General features: G+C 29.5%; 19 protein-coding genes. All 19 read left to right on the top strand.

Annotated elements, in window-relative coordinates; all coding sequences use genetic code 11:
* Positions 1–82 precede the first annotated feature (82 nt).
* The 19 genes from WAO74_RS11590 to WAO74_RS11680 all read left to right on the top strand — a co-directional run bounded on the left by WAO74_RS11590 (position 83) and on the right by WAO74_RS11680 (position 19,924).
* Positions 83–529 carry a nuclear transport factor 2 family protein gene (locus WAO74_RS11590; RefSeq protein WP_422162284.1) on the top strand — a complete coding sequence of 149 codons (447 nt, stop codon included), beginning with the start codon at positions 83–85 and terminating at the stop codon, positions 527–529.
* A gap of 285 nt (positions 530–814) precedes the next feature.
* Complete coding sequence (locus WAO74_RS11595) at positions 815–1,933, top strand: T9SS type A sorting domain-containing protein (protein ID WP_422162286.1); 1,119 nt, start codon at positions 815–817, stop codon at positions 1,931–1,933.
* Between the two features lie 32 nt (positions 1,934–1,965).
* The gene (locus WAO74_RS11600) at positions 1,966–2,736 is read left to right on the top strand and encodes a DUF1835 domain-containing protein (RefSeq protein WP_422162288.1); all 771 of its coding nucleotides are present in this window, start codon (positions 1,966–1,968) and stop codon (positions 2,734–2,736) included.
* Positions 2,737–2,752: 16 nt separating this feature from the next.
* A complete protein-coding gene (locus WAO74_RS11605) occupies positions 2,753–3,415 on the top strand; it encodes a hypothetical protein (RefSeq protein WP_422162289.1) in 663 nt (220 codons plus the stop codon).
* Between the two features lie 41 nt (positions 3,416–3,456).
* Positions 3,457–3,933 (top strand): YybH family protein, encoded by a 477-nt coding sequence (locus WAO74_RS11610; RefSeq protein ID WP_422162291.1) that lies wholly within the window; start codon positions 3,457–3,459, stop codon positions 3,931–3,933.
* A 35-nt stretch (positions 3,934–3,968) separates the two neighbouring features.
* Positions 3,969–4,817 carry a LytTR family transcriptional regulator DNA-binding domain-containing protein gene (locus tag WAO74_RS11615; protein WP_422162292.1) on the top strand — a complete coding sequence of 283 codons (849 nt, stop codon included), beginning with the start codon at positions 3,969–3,971 and terminating at the stop codon, positions 4,815–4,817.
* 114 nt (positions 4,818–4,931) lie between these two features.
* The gene (locus WAO74_RS11620; protein WP_422162294.1) at positions 4,932–5,528 is read left to right on the top strand and encodes a hypothetical protein; all 597 of its coding nucleotides are present in this window, start codon (positions 4,932–4,934) and stop codon (positions 5,526–5,528) included.
* 10 nt (positions 5,529–5,538) lie between these two features.
* Positions 5,539–6,678, top strand: a complete 1,140-nt coding sequence (locus tag WAO74_RS11625; RefSeq protein WP_422162296.1) for a serine hydrolase domain-containing protein — start codon at positions 5,539–5,541, stop codon at positions 6,676–6,678.
* Positions 6,679–6,705: 27 nt separating this feature from the next.
* Positions 6,706–7,971 (top strand): glycosyltransferase, encoded by a 1,266-nt coding sequence (locus WAO74_RS11630; protein WP_422162298.1) that lies wholly within the window; start codon positions 6,706–6,708, stop codon positions 7,969–7,971.
* Between the two features lie 10 nt (positions 7,972–7,981).
* Positions 7,982–8,689 carry a hypothetical protein gene (locus tag WAO74_RS11635; RefSeq protein ID WP_422162300.1) on the top strand — a complete coding sequence of 236 codons (708 nt, stop codon included), beginning with the start codon at positions 7,982–7,984 and terminating at the stop codon, positions 8,687–8,689.
* Between the two features lie 30 nt (positions 8,690–8,719).
* Positions 8,720–9,565: an RteC domain-containing protein gene (locus WAO74_RS11640; RefSeq protein WP_422162302.1), complete on the top strand. Its 846-nt coding sequence runs from the start codon at positions 8,720–8,722 to the stop codon at positions 9,563–9,565.
* A gap of 265 nt (positions 9,566–9,830) precedes the next feature.
* Positions 9,831–10,109, top strand: coding sequence for a helix-turn-helix domain-containing protein (locus WAO74_RS11645; RefSeq protein WP_422162304.1), 279 nt, complete (start codon positions 9,831–9,833; stop codon positions 10,107–10,109).
* A gap of 33 nt (positions 10,110–10,142) precedes the next feature.
* Positions 10,143–10,679 (top strand): hypothetical protein, encoded by a 537-nt coding sequence (locus tag WAO74_RS11650; protein ID WP_422162306.1) that lies wholly within the window; start codon positions 10,143–10,145, stop codon positions 10,677–10,679.
* A 71-nt stretch (positions 10,680–10,750) separates the two neighbouring features.
* Positions 10,751–11,410, top strand: coding sequence for an ATPase (locus WAO74_RS11655; RefSeq protein ID WP_422162308.1), 660 nt, complete (start codon positions 10,751–10,753; stop codon positions 11,408–11,410).
* Between the two features lie 332 nt (positions 11,411–11,742).
* Positions 11,743–12,837: a Fic family protein gene (locus WAO74_RS11660; protein ID WP_422162310.1), complete on the top strand. Its 1,095-nt coding sequence runs from the start codon at positions 11,743–11,745 to the stop codon at positions 12,835–12,837.
* Between the two features lie 503 nt (positions 12,838–13,340).
* Positions 13,341–14,567, top strand: coding sequence for a DNA cytosine methyltransferase (locus WAO74_RS11665; protein WP_422162312.1), 1,227 nt, complete (start codon positions 13,341–13,343; stop codon positions 14,565–14,567).
* On the top strand, positions 14,560–16,764 hold the full coding sequence (locus tag WAO74_RS11670; protein WP_422162313.1) for an ATP-binding protein: 2,205 nt from the start codon (positions 14,560–14,562) through the stop codon (positions 16,762–16,764). Before WAO74_RS11665 ends, WAO74_RS11670 begins: the two co-directional genes overlap by 8 nt.
* 9 nt (positions 16,765–16,773) lie before the next feature.
* Positions 16,774–18,213 carry a hypothetical protein gene (locus WAO74_RS11675; protein WP_422162315.1) on the top strand — a complete coding sequence of 480 codons (1,440 nt, stop codon included), beginning with the start codon at positions 16,774–16,776 and terminating at the stop codon, positions 18,211–18,213.
* Between the two features lie 28 nt (positions 18,214–18,241).
* The gene (locus tag WAO74_RS11680) at positions 18,242–19,924 is read left to right on the top strand and encodes a hypothetical protein (protein ID WP_422162317.1); all 1,683 of its coding nucleotides are present in this window, start codon (positions 18,242–18,244) and stop codon (positions 19,922–19,924) included.
* Positions 19,925–20,614: the final 690 nt, after the last annotated feature.

Below are 20,614 nucleotides of genomic sequence, written 5' to 3' on the forward strand. Positions count from 1 at the left end.
AATTCTTAGAATGAATTGAATAGCGCCTAATAAATGTCACATATACAAACAAAAACAATTAATAATCTAAAAATAAACATCAATGAAAAAAGCAATTATCATCATTACCTTATTAATTTCTGCAGCTGATTCTTATGCTCAATTAAAAACTATTGAAACCACAGCAATAGAAAAAACTATTAATAATTATATAGAAAACTTCTTTGAAAACAACTTTGATTTAATGAATGAATCATTACACCCCAGGCTTGCGAAAAGAGGATTAAATCTTGACAGTACTTTAAGCGATGATTTTCCCCCTGAAAAATTAAAAGAACTTATGATGACGAAACAAAAGTTTGAAGTAAAACATCAAAATAATGTTGTTGAAGATATTATCATTTATGGGGATATGGCCAGTGCAAGCCTAAGAACAGGCTATCCAAATCTAAGATGGACTGAGTATATTCATCTTGTAAAACAGGATGGGGATTGGAAAATAATTAATGTGTTTTGGGAATATGAAAAAGTAGAAAACAAGAAACATTAATGTCTAAATATTACACCATATAAAATTAGTTGCTTGAGTCTGTTAAATGCTTGTCGAAATAGCCTCCGCATACTCCTTAGGTTATTCCTTTTGCAATATTAGTGCTTATGCAACTAATCTTATACAAACACGATATAAATACAACATGCATGTATCATAATTATTGATAAAAATACCACTAACAATATACATAACCTTTATTGCAAAAATGCTGCTTTGTAAGTAAATACTATACGTTGGCTTACAAAAACGCAATAATTTATTCAACCCCAAAACCACCATAATATGATTAAACCAATAATAAAAGTATGCTTAATAATTTTCTTTCTAAAAACCTCTTTTTGCTCTTCTCAAACTCAGGACACCTATTTCATTGGTCATAGCCTTATAGGTCATGCTATCCCAACAATGCTAGATCAGATGGCAAATGCATCTGGTGTAAACTATACGGGTAGTAGACAAATAATAAATGGGGCTCCGTTGCAATTTAATTGGAATAACCCCACTTTAGGCGAAGTAGGAAATTATGAAATTGATTTGGCAACGGGAAATTATAATACTTTAGTAATAACTGAAGCGATTCCATTAAAAAATCATTTAGAATGGTCTGATACATTTAATGTTTCTAATAATTTCTACAACTATTTTTATAATTATATTACTAACGGTCAAGTTTATATTTATGAAACATGGCATTGTATAAATAGTGGTACACCTGCAGGATGTGCTTACGACGGCGAAGATCATATTAATTGGAGACAACGCTTAGATGAGGACTTAGATGATTGGGAAAGTATTGTTATAAATCTAAATAATCTACATCCAAATACCGAAGTTTTAGTTGTTCCTGGTGGGCAAGCAGTTGCCGCACTTTATGATGCTGTTTTAAATAATGAAATTACTGGTGTTAATAATATATCCTATTTTTTTGCAGATGATATTCATTTAAACGACATAGGAAGCTACTATATGGCATGTGTTATGTATGCAACTCTATTTAGACAATCTCCAATAGGTCTAATATTTAATACTGAAGACCCATGGGGAACAGCATATAACTCTCCGGGAGAAGTTTTAGGAACTAAATTACAAGAGCTCGCATTTGAAACAGTATGTAATTATTCCAGAAGCGGTTTTGATTGTTCAACATTAAGTGTTCCAAATACAAACGAAAATTCTAATTTTTTAGTCACACAAAATAATAATGAAGTTAACATAGAAATGTTTTCAGACGATATTGCGAAGATAAATTTATATGATTTGCAAGGCAGAACTATAATTTCAAAAAATGTAAATAACCAAAAGCAATGCAGTTTTAAAATAAATAATTTTAGCAAGACTATGTACATCCTAAATGTTCAAACGTCAAAAGGTATAAGAATGCAAAAAAAAATAATACTTTAAAATTTTATACAGAATAATTAAATGGCTTTAAAATGAAAACTTATCATATTTTAAACGGGGAAGCGTTAAAAAATCAATTACCTAATAGTATTAAAGGAGAGATTATTGTTGCAAGAGAGTGCTTAGTTGATGGCGACGTAGATGGCAGTAATTTAGTAGATCTATATAAAACCAGAGCATCATTTATTGCCAATAACTATCCAGGTTATAAAGAAGGTGACTACTATGAAAAAACAGTTTCAGAATTTGAAAGAATAATGAAAATCCCTAATGAATCTGAAATAAACCTTTGGTTTGAAGATGATTTATTTTGTCAGGTAAATTTTTGGTTCATTGCTCATTTACTAAATATAAAAGGATATAATGGTTCTATTTTCTTAATTCGTCCATACTCCAATATACAATTTGGCTTTGGTGGGATGGATGAAAAGGACTTTTCTAAAGCATATAAAGAAAAGGTCAATATTAACCTTTTCGAGTTGCATGTCATATCAAAATTATGGACTTGTTATCAGAAAAAAAATCATAAGAGTATGTTCTCTTTTGGTAAAGGGCTAGAAAATAAATACCCATTTATTTTAAATGCAATTAAAGTAAATCATGAAAGGCAACCAATTAATAATACTTTAGGAAGACCTATGGAATCAATTATTAAGATAATGAACAACCTAAAAAGTGATGATTTTGATACTGTTTTTAAATATTTTAATAAAGAAGAAAGTATTTATGGTTTTGGAGATTTACAAGTAAAAAGGCTATTTAACAAAGTTAAAAAGAATTATATTTACCGTTTAACATTTTAACTGTTTGACAAAGAGCATGATGAAGTTTAAATTTATAAAAAAGCTAGATTGGAAATATATAATTAGAGAGGTGTTATTAATTTTTATAGGTATCAATCTTGCAATATGGTTTAACAACTGGAATTCTCAAAAAAAATCAAATGAAGATAAGAGTATTGTAATCGAAAAAATAGAGTTCGAAATATCTAATAACCTTAATGAATTAAAGAAAACATTAGAATCCAATCATAATATAACTGAGGCATTTTCAGAATACTCAGAGTTATTTGAAACTAATACCTCACGTATAAAAACATCTCCAAATAAGTTAAAGGAGTTACAACAAAAATTCCCAAATTTCTATAGAGTAAAAGACTCAACAAAACTAGCAGAAAATTTATATATATATACGGGTGGTACATTTGTTGAGCTTGAGATTCCTCAATTAACAAAAATTGCTTGGGAAACAGCAAAAACCATAAACATTATAAATGAGTTTAAATACAACTGTTTATATGAATTAGAAAGTTTGTATGGACTACAAGAAAGAGTTCAGAAAGAAATAAACAAATCTTCTGATGCTTTACAAAAAGGAGATATTAAAGAACTTTTGCAGATTTTACGTTTTGAAACTCAGTTGAATAATCAATTAGAAAAGAGTTACTATGAAATGCTAAAGAATGTTAAAAATTGTTATTAATGAATAATAAATATTATCTAATTGAAATTTAAGTATTTACAATGAAGACAACCTATAAAAAGTATTTTTTTACTATTGCTGCATTACTTATAAATATGCTTTCTTTTTCCCAAACTTATATTGGTGATAAAACTGAAATAAATAAAATACTAGACAATGCTGAAAAATTCTCAAAAGAGTACATTCTAGGAAACCATGAAGCAATAGCAAATTTATACACCGAAAACGCAAAACTATTGCCCGCGGGTACAGAAATTATTTACGGTAAAAATAAAATTTCTGTTTTCTGGACAAGACCTGAAAGCGTTAAAATATTTTCTCATAAAATAACTCCTGTAGAGATAAAAATTATTGGAGCATATGCTTTTGATTATGGATATTATGAAGGGGTATCTTTAAATAATACCACGGGTGAAAAAGAGCGTTGGAAAGGCAAGTACACCATAATTTGGAAAAAGCAAAAAGATACGTGGCTAATGGATTTAGACATATGGAATGATGTTGAGATTATTGAGTAATTGCAGATATTTCAACTACAATAAAATGTTATTACGTGAGTTTAAAAAAATCCATATCGCCAAAGTCAATATTTTTATTTGCCAAGAGGAATAAATTATATTTAGAATTTATTCTCATTTTAATATCCAGTTATTACTTCTTTGCAATTGGTAAAGGTGGTGCTTTCTTATTTCATTGGAAAACAGAATATACTACGAATATAATATACACACTTTTTATGGTTGTGTCTAGTTGGTATTTGTTTAAGAAATTAAATAGAGTTTTAAAAAAGAAAGAGCATAGTTCTTTAACAGTGCTTCAAGTTATAACATCTATTGGGGTTTTGATTGTATACTCACAATTATTTAACTGGATTTATATCGAAATTATATTGCGTGTTAATCTAACGAGTACTGTTTTTTTTGCACTCATCTTACCACCCGCTCTAATAACTTTTTCAGTTTGGCATATTATTTATTTTGTGTATTGTGAATTTAGCAATAGCCTCATTCAAGTTGATAAAAAGTTAAATGAAAAAGAGGCAATCAATCAATCAAAAATCAAACAACAACTAATATCGTCTATTGGTAAAAAAAAGAAATTAATACCAATAGATCAAATTGCATTTATTTGTACACAAGACGCATGTGTATATGCTTGCTCATTTAATGATCAAAGTTTTTTATTAGATGATTACTTAAATAATATTGAAAAACAACTTGATGAGGCACTATTTTTTAGGTTAAATAGACAAATAATCATTGCTAAAAAAGCAATTACGCATTTTCAATCAGAATCAAATCAAAAAATTAAAGTTTTTTTTTGTAAAGTAAATGGTTTTGAAGACAGTGCAATTGTAAGTAGATATAAATCTCCACAGTTCAAGGCTTGGATGAAAACTTAAAATATAGTTATTCACCCATTTAATTAATACTATTCAACTTTTTGATTTAATATATAAAAACGTATTTATGTTTATAATTGTTTTTTTGGTGTGAAAATATCAAAATAGATAATTGTGAAAAAAGTATTAATGATACTATTGTTAATGGTATCAATAGGAGTTAAATCTCAAGTTCATAATAATAACAAAGTTGAGTTTGTAGAAGCTGGTATTTTTATACATTCAATTAGTTTACCATTTAAGGCAAGTAATGGGTTTCTTAAGCTTAATAGGTGGCCAGGATTTAAAATAGGAACCAGTATTCCAATAAATCATAATAATTTAGGTTTATCATATAGGCCTTCTTTGTCTTTTTACCATCAAAAAAAGCTACATTATGGCTTTCATTTTAACAACCAATTTGCTTTAAGTTATCCAAAAGATAAAACAATAAGCACTGAATTACTTGGGGGTATTGGTTATCTACACACCTTTGAAGATGCTCCATTGTATAAAATCGAACAAGGTATTGCAAGTAAAAAAAAAGACTGGGGTCGCTCTCAATTTACAATATCTCTAGGTATTGGCTTTGGAGTCAATATTTTGAAAAATTCGGGCTTAAAGGCTTTTGTACAACAAGAAATTATTTTACAACTACCATTTGCATCAAAAGCAGGTGTAAGCACAATTATGCATAACAGAATACATTTAAGTGTTAGAAAATATTTTTAATCATATAGACATGAAATTTTTAAACAAATATATCATCATAATTTGCCTATCAGGTTTGTCTTGCTCAACAGAAGTAAGTCAAGAATTAGTTTCTGCAGGCTGCAGTGTAAATAGCATTGTTAATACACATAATAATAGTGATTTTTTTCAAGAATTATTAAATGAAACTACTTATAATGGGCTAACAGGAGTAAGTCTAATGCTAGAAGACGCAAATGGTCAGTTTTTTGGCACTTCTGGTTTTGCAGATTTAGAAAATAATGATGCCATTAGTAATTGTCAAAAATTTAGAGTGGCAAGTCTTACTAAAGTATTTACAGCTGCAGCAATTATGATGTTAGTAGAACAAAATACACTTTCCTTAGAAACACCTATTAATCAAATTCTATCTGAAGAAACTCTTAAAGATATTAAAAGGTCTGATGAGGCTACAGTAAAAACACTTTTAAATCATACGAGCGGTTTGGCAAATTATGACGACAATCCTAATTTCCCTGCAATGATTTTAAACGAACCAGGCAAGAGGATTAGTATAGAAGAAAAACTCGACTTAATTCGTGGTCAAAATGCAGCACCTGCTTGGGTGGTTGAAGACTTTGGCTTTATGTACTCCAATACAAACTATTTATTATTACAATTAATCCTAGAGAAAATTTCAGATATTAAATATGAAGACTTCGTAAGAGTAAATATTTTTAATCATTTGAATTTAATGGATACGGAAATAAGTACAGAGAATCCATACCCAATAAACCTAGCAAGAGGTTATATAGATTTTTATGACAAAGGTACAATTAGAGACGTAACAGAATGGGATGCAAAAAGATTTGATGGTGAAGGTGCTATAATATCAACATCCAAAGATATTTTTACTTTCTACAAAGCACTGTTAACGGGTCAGTTGTTAAACCAAGAAACAGTTGAATTAATGAGAGAAAACCGTTTAGGGCTATTAAAAGAAATATATAATAATCAAGAGTTTGTAGGTCATGATGGAGAAGCTATTGGGTATTCTGCCGAAATGTGGTATTTAGAAGAAAAAGAACTGATTATAGTGCTATTATCCAATCAGGGACGTGTTAGTAATGAACAACCATCCATTCAGAAATATGAAAACCTTTTAAGAGATATTGTCAATGTATTAGAATAGAAAGGTTATAAACTGAATTTTTATGATATGAAAATAGTCCTAATATCTATTGGCACTCGTGGTGATATGGAACCTTTCTTAGCAATAGGAGAACTATTAAAGAAGAAAGGACATGAAATACTTTGTGTCTTCCCAGAACAGTTTAGAGAATTAACGCAAGAATCAAAGCTTGAATTTAAGGGTCTTACGTCTAAATTTATTAAACTATTAGAAAGTGATGATGCAAAAGTTACCATGGATGGAAAAGGAATCTCATATAAGAAACTCAAGGCATATATCAGTTTATATAAAAAATCAAATACTGTAAATAAGCTATTAGTAAAGCAACAGCATGATATTTTAGAAAAAGAAAAACCAGATAAAGTAATTTACAGTATAAAAGCAACGTATCCTGTAATTTGGGGCATAAAAAACCCTAATAAATCATATTTAATAAGTCCCATTCCCTGTTTAATTCATGCAGTTAAAAACCATGCGGCAATCGGGTTTAAAGGAAACTACGGCACACTAATTAATAACTTTACTTATTTCATTACAAACATTGCTATAGTCAGCAATATAGTAAGCTCAACAAAAAAGTATATGAATATATACAACATATCTAAAAAGAAAATTAAGAAAGAATTAATAGAAAAAAGAATCATATACACTGTATCTCCTTCAATTTTTAAAAAACCTCAGTATTGGAAAACGGACAGCCATGTATTAGGCTACCACTCTAGAAAAATAAATAATGATTGGAAAGCAGATAATGATTTAATACAGTTTATGAATATGCATAATAAAATACTATTCATAACATTTGGTAGTATGACAAATCCTAACCCAAGGGAAACTATGAATATAATTTTAGAAATTCTTGAAGAACAAAATATAAAAGCGATAATTAATACCGCTTCTGGAGGGTTGATCAAGCCTCTAAAATACAATACTAATTCAATATATTTCACAGAAAACATACCATATGCATGGATATTTCCCAAAGTATATGCCGTTATGCATCATGGTGGTTCTGGTACTACACACATGGGGCTAAAATATAGTTGTGCAACATTAATTATACCTCATATTTTAGACCAATTTTTATGGAATGATTTAATTTCTAGTTTAAATGTAGGGCCAAAAGGAATTCCAATTAACAAATTAAAAAAAGAAATATTATCCTCAAAAATAGTAGCAATGATGCACAACAAAAGTTATAAAGGAAATGCAATACAGTTGGGTAAACAAATGAGAAAAGAAAATTATAAAAAAGTACTTTATCAAACTTTAGTAGAAAAAAAATTAACGTAAAGAATCCAGTATGAATATAAAAGTAACTCTACTTATCATTTTAGTATCAATTAATTCAATAAAATCTCAAAACAATATGGCAATTAAAGATAAGTATTGGCAAGTAGGCATTGGATTGGGTGAAATTCCTATGAAGAATAGTTTTAAGCCAAGTTTTACTATTGGTTATCATTTCAATGCCAATCTTTATGCAGGTATTATATATCAATTTAAGGATAAAATTAGCAGAAATAATAGTTCATTTAATGTTGCTTCATCAGAATTAGAAGGTCTAGTTAGGTCTTCAGAAAATGTTGGTAATAGGTTTATGTTTCAGTTAAGAATAACACCACTTAAATACTTACCCTATATTTCTACTGGTTTCGTATTTAACGGTCAAGATAAAGAGTTAATGCATTTTGGCACAATGAATCGCATTATTAATAATGAAAACTATAGTGGAGATATAAGTATTGAGCAAGAGAGGCTTAAAGGTTGGGGCTTTGCATTAGGCTTAGGATATCAATATGATTTTAAAAATAGATTCTCTTTAAATTTTGAATGGACTCCTGCTTGGTTTCAAGGATATCCAAAAGTCAAATACAAATTTAGTGGGACTTCAAACTTATCCAATGAGGCTAAAGAAAACATCAAGCAAAAAATGGACGAAGGTTTTTCTTCAACAATTACAAACTATTATAAGGTGTTCCATTTTGGATTAGCATATCGTTTTCCGTAAAAAAAAAAGCAATGAAAAAGAAATATTATAATGAAGATTCATTTAGAAATCATCAAAGAATTTGAAATTAATATAAAAAACCTTGAAGCTGATGTAGAAGGGATTTTGAGAGTTGCAGAAGATGGTATTAAAATTTCTAAAAAAGCATTATTAAAATTAAGGAAAGAAGTAGTTAGTAAAAAAATAACAACCAATGAACAAGAAATAACCATTTTTAAAACTATAAAACCCAAAATATATAGTAAACTCATTTATTATGTAAAACTATTTAATATAGAAAGTAAACGCCCAAGAGGCAGCTCTAAATCTCAAAAGAAATACCTAGACTATGAAATTAAGAAATTACAAGATTATTTTAATGATAACCTTGAGTTTTACCAGTATTATAGAAGAAGTGAAACATCTTTAGATAATCAATATTTTATTAGAGGAAAAGAAGATATTAGATTGCATTCAGATAATTTTCATTTTTTTATAGACGAAAAATTCTCAACAAGTCATGATTCTACTGTAGCAACAATAATCGCTTATGATATGTTAATTGTGTACCTGCAAAAAGAAATTGAATTAATTGAAAATAAAAACGGAATGGAAACAAATATCAATGCTTTTCAAAAGCAATCAAAATTATTTTGGACTGCTAATAAAACTGATTTAATAGAACTCATTTATGCGCTTCATAGCGCTGGCGTTATTAATAGCGGCACTGCAGATATTAAAGAAGTAGCATCAGTTTGCGAACAAATGTTTAATGTAAGTTTAGGCGATTATTATAGATCGTTTTTAGAAATCCGTTCAAGAAAAATTAATCAAACTAAATTTATAGACAAATTAAAAGAATCCCTTACAAATAAGATGTTAGAATCAGATGAGTAAACACCCAACTTGGGCATTTGTAAACGGTAAGTTATTATCATACAATTTACACTTTTTTAGTATTCTATTTTTTATTTAAAAAACCAAAAAGTATTAATGTAACTCATTAAAAATGAACACAAAAAAACACCCAACTTGGTAATAGCTTGTGAATAAACCCAAATAATTCACTTCATATTTGCCAAACGAAAGTCAAATCACATTAATAGCTACTGCTGCGAATGTAAGTTCAAGGCGGTAGCTTTTTAATCTAAAATCGTTTATTATGGCGGCAACAATTATTACAACAGAAGATCTTCGAGAATTCAAAGAAGAATTATTAGAGGGCATCAAAGCAATCATCAATCATCAATCAGGTTTTGTACCAAAAAAATGGCTCAAATCGCCAGAGGTTCGAGACCTTTTAAGTATCTCACCAGGAACATTACAAAATCTTCGAATCAATGGCACACTACCCTACACAAAAGTAGGTGGTGTTATCTACTATGATTACGAAGAAATTCAAAAAGTAATGGTCGAAAACCGTATTCATAATAAGTTTTAGTGTCATTTCGTGCATAGCGAAGCAATCTCATGTATGAAAGAAATAAACTATATAAAGCATCTTAATAGTGTATTCCAACAATTCTCTAAGGACAACAGATTAAATCCAACACACATAAGCCTATATATGGCACTATTTCAGATATGGAACAGTGCACGATTTGCTGATGAATTTTATGTGATAAGAAATGAGGTGATGAAGTATTCTAAAATTGGTTCAAAATCTACCTATCACAGATGTGTAAAGGAATTAAATCATTGGAATTACATCATGTATTTTCCATCACACAATCCATATCATGGTAGTAAGATTAAGATGCTCAAATTTGAGACCAGATATGGACAAGCACAAGTACACAACCGTTCCAAAAACGAGACAAGCAGTGGACAAGCATTGGTACCTATATATAAACATATACAAACTATAGTAAACAAAAACATTTATAAACAGGAAAATTTTAAAAAATCAAATTTTAATGATTCTGAAAACCATTCAAATCATAACAGCAGTGTCCCAAATCAGGACAACCTAAAGACAACTAAAAACAAAAATTACAACGAGCCTCTTTAAGCGTCGGATTCATAACCCAGAGTTCTATTGTCACTTCGAGCGCAGTAGAGAAGTCTCAAATTTTAAATAAAATGAATACTCAACCACACATCATAATCGAAAAAGGCGTCCAATACCACCTTGGTGAGCTCAAAGACAATCATATTCTTTACGATTTCCAGAAAATATTGATTTATCTTGGTGCTAAAGGAAAATTGCTATTCGGTAAAAACTTCAAAATTTATGAAGAAGATGAGGTGGTATTGTACAAGCTGTGTATCTATTTCATTCGTGATTTTGAAGCTTGTAAAAAATTAGATATAGATCCAAACAAAGGAATTCTATTATCGGGTCCTGTGGGTTGTGGTAAAACTAGTTTAATGAAATTATTGCGTCACATTGTGCCTCATCAAAAATCGTATGAAGTAATTCCAGCAAGAAACATCACATTTGCATTTAACAACCTCGGTTACAAAACCATAGAAGAATATGGCAATAGTAGTTTCTACTGTTTTGATGATTTAGGTGTAGAAACAACCGGAAGACATTTCGGTAAAGATTGCAACGTTATGGGCGAAATCCTCTTATCACGTTATGATTTATTTCTGCAACGAAAAATTAGAACCCATGCCACAACAAATTTAAACGCACATGAATTAGAAGATCTCTATGGCAACCGTGTCCGTTCCAGAATGCGACAGCTCTTTAATTTAATAGCTTTTGACGAAAAGAGTAAGGATAAAAGAGTATAATCTGCACAATATTTGATCGAGCGAAAAAAAACATCCAGTGGATGTTTTTAGTGATGGGGTCAGTTGGCGTGTTGGCTATAACATTTCATTTACGAACAACTGCACAATTTGTAGTAAATCGTAAATTAAACTTTGGCAAAAAACTCAAAATTTGCCAAAACTTAATCGCTCCTTGAACAAACCAATTTTTAGAAACGAAAGTAAGTTTTACCCACGTATTTAAAACAGGGGCAATTATTGCCCTTGAATATTAAACAAGAGTAATTTTTTACTATATTTACACTCGTATTAATATCGAAGGTGTTTTACGCCCTCGTTCAAAATTCAAGATAATGGAAGATAAAACAACCTATAATCCAGAAATACCATATAACAATCTACCTATTCTACCACCAAAAAAAGAGATAGAAAGCACAACCATACTCAAAAAAACAATCACGGCAAGTAGGGCCTTATCAGAATTAAAAGGGGCAATTACCAATCTGCCCAATCCCATATTATTTATTGATACCATCAATTTACAGGAAGCCAGAGCCAGTTCTGCAATAGAAAACATCATAACCACCCAAGACGAGCTATTTAAAGCCTCAATTGCAGATAAAAAAAACGACAATCCAGCCACTAAAGAAGTGATACACTACAAGGATGCCTTATGGTTTGGTGTTGATGAAATAAAGAAAAGACCAATACTTACAACCAACCTCTTTATAGCCATTATGCGAATTATTAAAGAGAATGATTCTGGTATAAGAAATGCTCCAGGAACACAGTTAAAAAACCCAGCTACAAATAAAGTGATTTATACACCACCTGAAGGCGAAAACGTAATTAGGGAAAAACTAAAAAATCTGGAAGATTTTATCCACGCTGAAGACAATATGGATCCATTAATAAAAATGGCAATCATTCATTATCAGTTTGAAGCCATACATCCATTCTTTGACGGAAATGGACGTACAGGAAGAATCATTCTTTTATTGTACCTAAAATTCACAGAGTTATTGGATTTGCCAGCATTGTATTTAAGTAGTTACATCATTGAGCATAAAAATGACTACTACACCAATCTTCGCAAAGTCACAGAAGAAGGTAATTGGGAGGATTGGATACTATATATGCTCGATATGGTAGAACAAACAGCCTTAAAAGGAAGGCAACAAATCGCAGAAATCGAAAAGCTGATGAATACAATGGGAATCGAAATTCAAGAAAAACTCCCAAGGGTTTATTCAAAAGATTTAATGGAAGAACTATTTAGATTGCCATACACCAAACGAAACCAATTGGAAAAAGCAGGATTGGGCAATTTAAAAACGGTTGGAAATTACCTCAAGGATTTAGAAAACGAAGGCTTTTTAAAAAGCGAACAAGTGGGTAAAGAAAAACTATACTTAAATTTTAGACTTTTAGAGGTTTTGAAAGGATAGAAAATGGATGTTTTATTTAGTAAAAGAAGGGTAATAAGTGGGTAGAAAACCTAGCAGATGATAGAGTTAAAATTAATAAAACTATTCATAAAAACAGTAAGGTTTCTAAAAGAGAACTTGAAGAAAAAGTGGGCTTAAGTGCTACTGCTATTGATAATAATCTAGATGCTCTAAAAAAAATTAGGTCTTATAGAAAGAGTTGGTAGAGCTAAAGGAGGTCATTGGAAAATTAATTACATACGTCCTTAAAGTGGGTAGAAAGGTGGGTGGTAAACACTACCCCAAGCAAACCTAAATACACAAGAGTTAGGAAGAAAGATAAGATAATAGAGTGCGTTCCAGAATGCGCCAACTGTTTAATTTAATAACGTTTGATAAAGAAGCTATTGATAAGAGGGTATAACAATTTCTGCATGTCTTATGTTATTTCATAAAAATTTTGTATGGAAGTACCAGGTTATTCCATGCAAATAATATATTTTTGAGTATTTTAAAGATTTTTTATGAATTTTATAGATTTATTTTCTGGAGCAGGTGGTTTATCTGAAGGTTTTATTAAGGCTGGTTTTAATCCTATAGCACACGTAGAAATTGATTCTAATGCTTGTCAAACTTTAGAGACAAGATTAATATTCCATAAACTTCAAAGAGAGAATCAATTAAATTTTTATTATGATTATTTATTAGAGAAAATTTCGAGAGAAGACTTTCTGTTGAAATATAGTAGTAAAGAAATTTCTAATTCAGTAATTAATACAGCAATCGGAGGTGAAAATAATAAAGATATTTTTGATACCATAAACAAGTTAGCTGATAATCGTAATATTGATTTAATAGTTGGTGGCCCACCATGTCAGGCTTACTCATTAATTGGTAGAGCTAGAGACAAAAATAAAATGAAAGATGATTCAAGAAATTATCTTTACAAAGAATATGCAAAGTTTTTAAAAGAATATAGACCTAAAGTATTTGTATTCGAAAATGTCCTAGGTTTAATTACTGCAAATGAGGGTAAGTTCTTTAAAAATATGAAATCATATTTTAAAAGAATAGGTTATGAGTTGGATTATTCAATAGAAACATCATCAGACTATGGTGTGCTTCAAAAAAGAAAAAGAATAATTCTTATAGGTTGGAGAAAAGACGTTGATTTTGAATTCCCTACTTTTGATAAGGTTACGAATGATTGGACAGTTGCTGATTTACTAACTGACCTTAAAAAGCTTAAACCAGGAGAGCAAAATAATATTACAAAGTATAAATCAGATATTACGGATTATTTATCAAAATTTGATTTACGAAATGGTGTTGATTTTGTTACACAACATATTGCAAGACCACATAATAATAGAGATTTAGAAATATATAAGATTGCTATTAAAAAATTTAAAAAGGGAGAAAGGCTAAAGTATCCTGATTTACCTGAAAATTTAAAGACCCATAAAAATCAAAAATCCTTTGTCGACAGATATAAAGTAGTCGATTCTGAAGGCTTATCTCACACTATGGTCGCTCATATTGCAAAAGATGGCCATCATTATATTTATCCTGATAAAAAGCAAATTCGCTCATTATCAGTAAGAGAGGCAGCTAGAATTCAATCATTTCCTGATGATTTCTTTTTTGAAGGAGGAAGAACGGCTGCATTTAAACAAATAGGTAATGCAGTACCACCACTTATGGCTAAAGAGATTGCTAATAAAATACATGAACAATTAATTAATGAGTGAAATAATTAATCATAACGATGGAGATAGAATAATAGAGAAGCCTTTCAAGGCTAGGGCTCGTCTATTGCCTCAATTAGGGGATATGCTTATCAAGAGTGAAGATGTTGCTTTTCTTGAGTTAATTAAGAACTCATATGATGCTGATGCAGATGAGGTTAAAGTTTTGATGGAGAAAATCACTAATCCAAAGGAAGGCATAATTATAATTGAAGATAATGGTGTTGGTATGGATTTAGATTTGATTCTAAATGTATGGTTAGAATTGGCAAGTGATTTTAAAACAAAACAAGTTAAAGATTCTCTTCCAACACCAAAAGGTAGGATGCCTATAGGTGAAAAAGGGATTGGTAGACTGGGTGTTCATAAATTGGGAAATAAAATTGAGCTAATTACTAAAAAGCTTAATAGTAAAGAGGTTCACGTAAATATAGACTGGCGCGAGTTTGAAAAGGGAGGTTATTTAGAGGACGTTCCTGTCAAAGTTATTGAGAAACACACACCCGAACATTTTTTGAACGGAAACAAAGGGACTTATATTGCAATAACTGATTTTCAAGAAAAAACTAAATGGACTCGTGGGAAATTCAGAGATATTTTAAGAACTGTAACATCATTTACTAGCCCATTTGAAGAAACCAATGAAAGCTTTAAACCAACTATCGAAATTTTAGATAATCCAGAGTGGAAAGATGATATAATCACTTGGGAAGATGTAAAAGATTATTCTATAATTCAATTTGAAATTGAAATATCAGGAGAGGAGATTACAAAATTTTATTACAAGTATGAACCATATTCGGTTTTTGAAAAAGCCAAAGAGAGAACTATAAGGTATGGAGAGTTTAAAGATGAAAATGGTGATTTGAAATTTTTTGAAGATAAATTAGTTTCTGCAAATAAAACCGTTTTAGAAGATACAAAAAAAGCTGAACCTATTGATGTGTCTGGTTTAGGTACTATTAAGTTTAAAGGTTATATATTTAATTTAGAAGCTTTTGTTATAAAAGATACTGTTAGTGATAAAAAAGGACTAAAATCTTATCTGTCAGAAAGTAGTGGTGTCAAAGTATATCGTGGTACAGAGCCAAATGAAAATAATGAAGCTAGTTTTGTTAGAGTTTATAATTATGGTGAGCCTGGTAATGATTGGTTAGGGTTAAATTTAAAGAGAGTGAATTTTTCTTCCAGTATTAGTAACAACTTGATTGTTGGAGGTGTTTTTTTAGATAGGGAAAGCACAAAAGAATTACAAGAAAAAACAGATAGACAAGGGTTTATAGAAGATGAGAATTATAAAAATTTTAGAGATGCAATCAATCATAGTGTAAGTGTCATAGATATATTTAGAAGGGCAGATGTTAAAGCTTTAAGAGATTTGTATGGTCCTAAAGGAGGCGAAGAACCAGTAATATCATCAATTAATAAACTTCGTACTTTAGTAAATGAAAAGATAAAAAGTGATAAACCTTTAAATATTGCCTTAAACAAATATATTAATGACATTGAGTCAAGTTATAATACTATTCAAAGTCAGTTAATAAAAACAGCAAGTGCAGGTTTGAGTTTAGGTATAGTATTGCATGAAATAGAAAAAGTCATTGGTGAACTTCTACATATAATAAAAAATGAAGATTCAAATAATGTAGCAGAACTGATTAAAAGGCTAAACAAACTAGTAAAAGGTTATGCGGAGATTTTTAAAAAATCAAACAGAAATAACATAGATGTAAAAGATGTAATTGAAGATGCATTATTTTCAGTTGAATTTAGATTGAGAGCACATGAAGTTGAAGTTATAAAGGAATATGAAAAATCAAATACTAATATTAATTTAGCTAAAGGTCTTATAGAAGGAGTATTAATAAATTTAATTGATAATTCAATTTATTGGTTAGAAATTGCTAAAAAAGAGCATAAAACTATAACTCAAAAGAGAATATTTATAAATATAGAGGAAACAGAAAAAAATATTCATTTGATAATTGCTGATAACGGTACGGGTTTCTTATTAAGTAAAGAGCAGATAATTCAACCATTTGTTACAGGTAAAAAGTCAGGAATGGGTCTAGGTTTGCACATAGCTAATGAAATAATGTTATCTCATAAAGGTAAATTAGATTTTCCAGATTTCGGAGATTATGCCATACCTGAAGAATTCAGAAAAGGAGCAATTATAAGCCTGATTTTTCCAAAATAATTTTACTAAATGATTCAACAATACTTTAAAACTGGCAAAACAATTGTCATCGATGATCAATATGAAGAAGCAAAACCTCTTTTGGATGCTCTAACCAGATTACACATACCTTTTATTTATTCTCAAGGTAAACCTAATTCTGATTTCCCATTGCCAGATAGAAAGAATCCATTTCATTATAATTTGGTCTTTATGGATTTAAATTTAGATTTTAAATTTACTGGTGGTTTAAGCACAGAAGGAAATCAAAAAACCTTTAAAGGCCTGCATTCACAAATATTAAATAATCTATTAAAAAATAATAACAGAAGTTTTATCTTGATTATTTGGAGTAATGAAGAAGAAGAATACAAAGATCATTATTTAAATATATTCGAGGATGAAGAGAAATACAGCACAGAAAAAAGACCTTATAAAATAATTTCATTATCAAAACCAGATTTTTTTCAAGAACAAGAAGATGGTACGTTTAAGTTTTTAGAGGAAAAAGAAACAGAACTTAAAGAAAAAATTGATGAAGAGCTTTCAAAATTAGAAGCATTTAATCTTTTATGTGAATGGGATAAAGTAGTATCTCAATCTGCTGGCGATACTATTGATGATATCATGGGGTTAGTAAATCACATCAGTGATGAAAACCAAAGGGAGGTACATCTAGCAAAGATTTTAACCGCAATGTCAATAGCTTATTCTGGTGTTGAAGGTTATTTGTCCTATCCTGATGACCAAATAAGAACTGATTCTGTTTTATTAACATTAACACAATTATTGAATGATGATATTGATAGGAATGTATTAAATAAAAGACAACAAGAATTTACAGCTTGGAGAGCTAGTAATATATCAGATATAAAACAGATTAGGAGTGACATAAACCCTTCTCTTTTAAATAATAAGCTTTTAATATTTCAACCTAACAAAGTTGATTTAACAGGTTCTGTTTATAAACAAGCATCTGACATATCTGGTTTTGAACAAATATTTTTTGATTCTTATGATGTTTCAAAAGCTAGTAAAGAATATATAAAAGGCTATAAAAAGGAAAATGATTTAAAAACTATTCCATATGATGACCAGAGAAAATTAGAGAATGATTATTGTATAAATGAAGTGTTTTCAAAGGCTATAATTATTGAATTAAATCTCTCACCTTTATGTGACATTGTTCAAGATAAAATTGTATACCATAGACTTGTTTCTGGTTTTATTATGCCTGCGGAGTTTTATAATGTGACTAAAAACGATTTAGCTTACTTTGTAAAAAGTCCTGTTTTTAATTTTGAAGACAAAGATGTTTTTATAGGCCTCGATTTAAGATACTTTACATCATGCACTAAATCTCAAATCGAGACAAAATATTATTTATTTACCTTAAGAACAAACTTGGTTAATGATATTCAAACTAAATTGGCCTCTCATGTTTCGAGATTAGGTGTGTTAAACCTATAAATGAAGATGTATAAGTAAACCTTTATTTATGACACCTTCAGAATCATTAAAAATTATATTGGAAGAAGAATCAAAAAAACTCAAAGAACTTTTTGATTACCAAAGCTATTTAGCAATTCATAATTTAGTTAGGAGAATGGATGTTGTCATTCCTCTCTCCTCTAGAGCCTCTAGTAGCCCTCAAGATGATTATGCAGAATTTAGAGCTTTTTTCGATTATGGCTGGTTACCACTACTTAAATTCTATTATTCAAAAATCAATTTAAGCGATAAGCTTCCTTTTACATTAATGACTAAAGAAATATTATCAATTTGTGATACAAGTATTTCGTATAGTGGAAAAATAGAATTTTGCAAGCAATTGTTGAATTTTGAAAAAGCAGATTTAATTAAAATCAATCAAGTAAGTGACAAAGAATTTTCATTTACATACTTGCATAAAGATTCAGGTATTGAACAATTTGACAATATAAGTTTGAATTTTTATAAAGATCGTATTGTTGAAAAAATAATTGACGCGAAGAAAAAAGAGAAATCGTTTGATGAAAATTACATTAAAGAAGAAGTTAAAAGAATAGTCAGTAGTCCTGATGGTAATATGATTGTTTATCATACTACAGAAGAAATTGATAATTTTTATAATCAACAAGGTCATTTCCATATGTTACGAACACAGGGATATGATGAATTTGATACTAAAGATATTTTCGGTGGTATAGAATATTGGAGATATGTTGATTTTATTGAAATTCTTATGGGAACTGCTTTAATGAGGATAGATGCTTGTATAGAATTACAAAAAAAAGTAGAATCAATTGATTTGCACAATGTACTTTCCTATACATATTATAAAGATAAAATAGTTGCTAATTTTTCTAATTATTTAGGTTTAGATAAAGGTGTTGTTAAACAAATAATGTCCTGTCTAACTCTTACAAAAGATAATTATGAATATTATCTTGATTATCCTTCGGCGCCACCACCGATTTTTTTTCAAGTGGCAGATAATTTATTAATTACTTCAATTGCTGGATCTTTAACAAATCCAATAGTTTTATTGAATAAAGAGCTAAAAAGAAAGTATAAAAAAGATTATGATAAAGCTGTAAACAATAGAGAAGATAGATTTCGCAATGAATTGTTTATGCTCTTTCAAAACAACCGGATTGTAAAAATCCCTAGAGGAATAAATATTTCATTTAATAGTATACATACAGATATCGATGCTGTAGTTTATGATGCAAAAACAAAAACATTAGGATTATTTCAATTAAAATGGCAAGATAGGTATCATCACTCAATGAAAGAGAGATACAGTCGTATTAGTAATTTATTTGATAAGGCTAATGAATGGATAGGTAAAATTAAATATTGGATAGAAAATAATTCTGCTAAATCAATTATTAGTTCATTACAAATTAACAACCAACATAAAGCTTCAACTGAAATAGATGAAATTTTTATATTTGTTATTTCTCGAAATCAGATGAATTTCACAGGTGTAGAATTAGATAGTACAGTAGCTTGGAGTTCCTGGTATCAATTAATAGAATCACAAGCGAATATTGGTTCTAACATAGACAATCCAATTAAAGAAATGTTTGTTAAAATTAAAGCACTAGAACCTCAAAATAGAATGCAAAGAGGAGAGATACCAAAGCAAACCACATTAGTAGTTGGTATAGGAGATTACAAAATTTACAATAGTTAATTCCCCACAAACCAAAACCCAGTTTTCTCGTTCCTCAAAATCCTCTGCCTTTTGGTTTGTTCCGCTTCCCCTGCTCATGTAGTGTTTAAATTGCCAATGCTTATGCAGCACATTACAGCTTGCTTACTCGTACCTCGTTCACAACTGTAAAGAGCTACACTTTGCCAAAAGCTAATAATTTAAACACTACCCAAAGCTATGTTTACATAACGGGTAGTTATAGCCCTCTTCCTAAACTACAGGGTCTATAACGCCATTATGTAAAATAGCGGCTCATCCAACGCTCATATCCCTATTAATATTAAAATTTAGTTGTTCAAATTACATTTCGTCCATGTTGCATTGTTTTATAAGTGCTTGTTTGAAATGGTAAACCAACATTAATAAATGCATTAAAATTCAGTTTTTAAAGAAAATTACAAAGCACCTATAAAATCAAAAAAATCCAATAAGAGTATAACTTTTTATTTGCAAAAAAATGAAGATAGTTGGTTTCACTAAAAGTAAATGCAAATTTATAGTCAATAAAACCATTTCGTTAAATTCAATAATCTTGCAATAGTTCATGATTTTCAAAACATTCACTTTTAACAAAACCAATCAAAAAAATAAGCACAAGCAAATAAAAAGTCATACACTTATTTTCGCTGCTGCCAGCGCACTACGTACGTTTATTATTTTTCCATTCAA

It is taken from the genome of Polaribacter sp., from assembly GCF_049276715.1.
GTDB lineage: Bacteria > Bacteroidota > Bacteroidia > Flavobacteriales > Flavobacteriaceae > Polaribacter.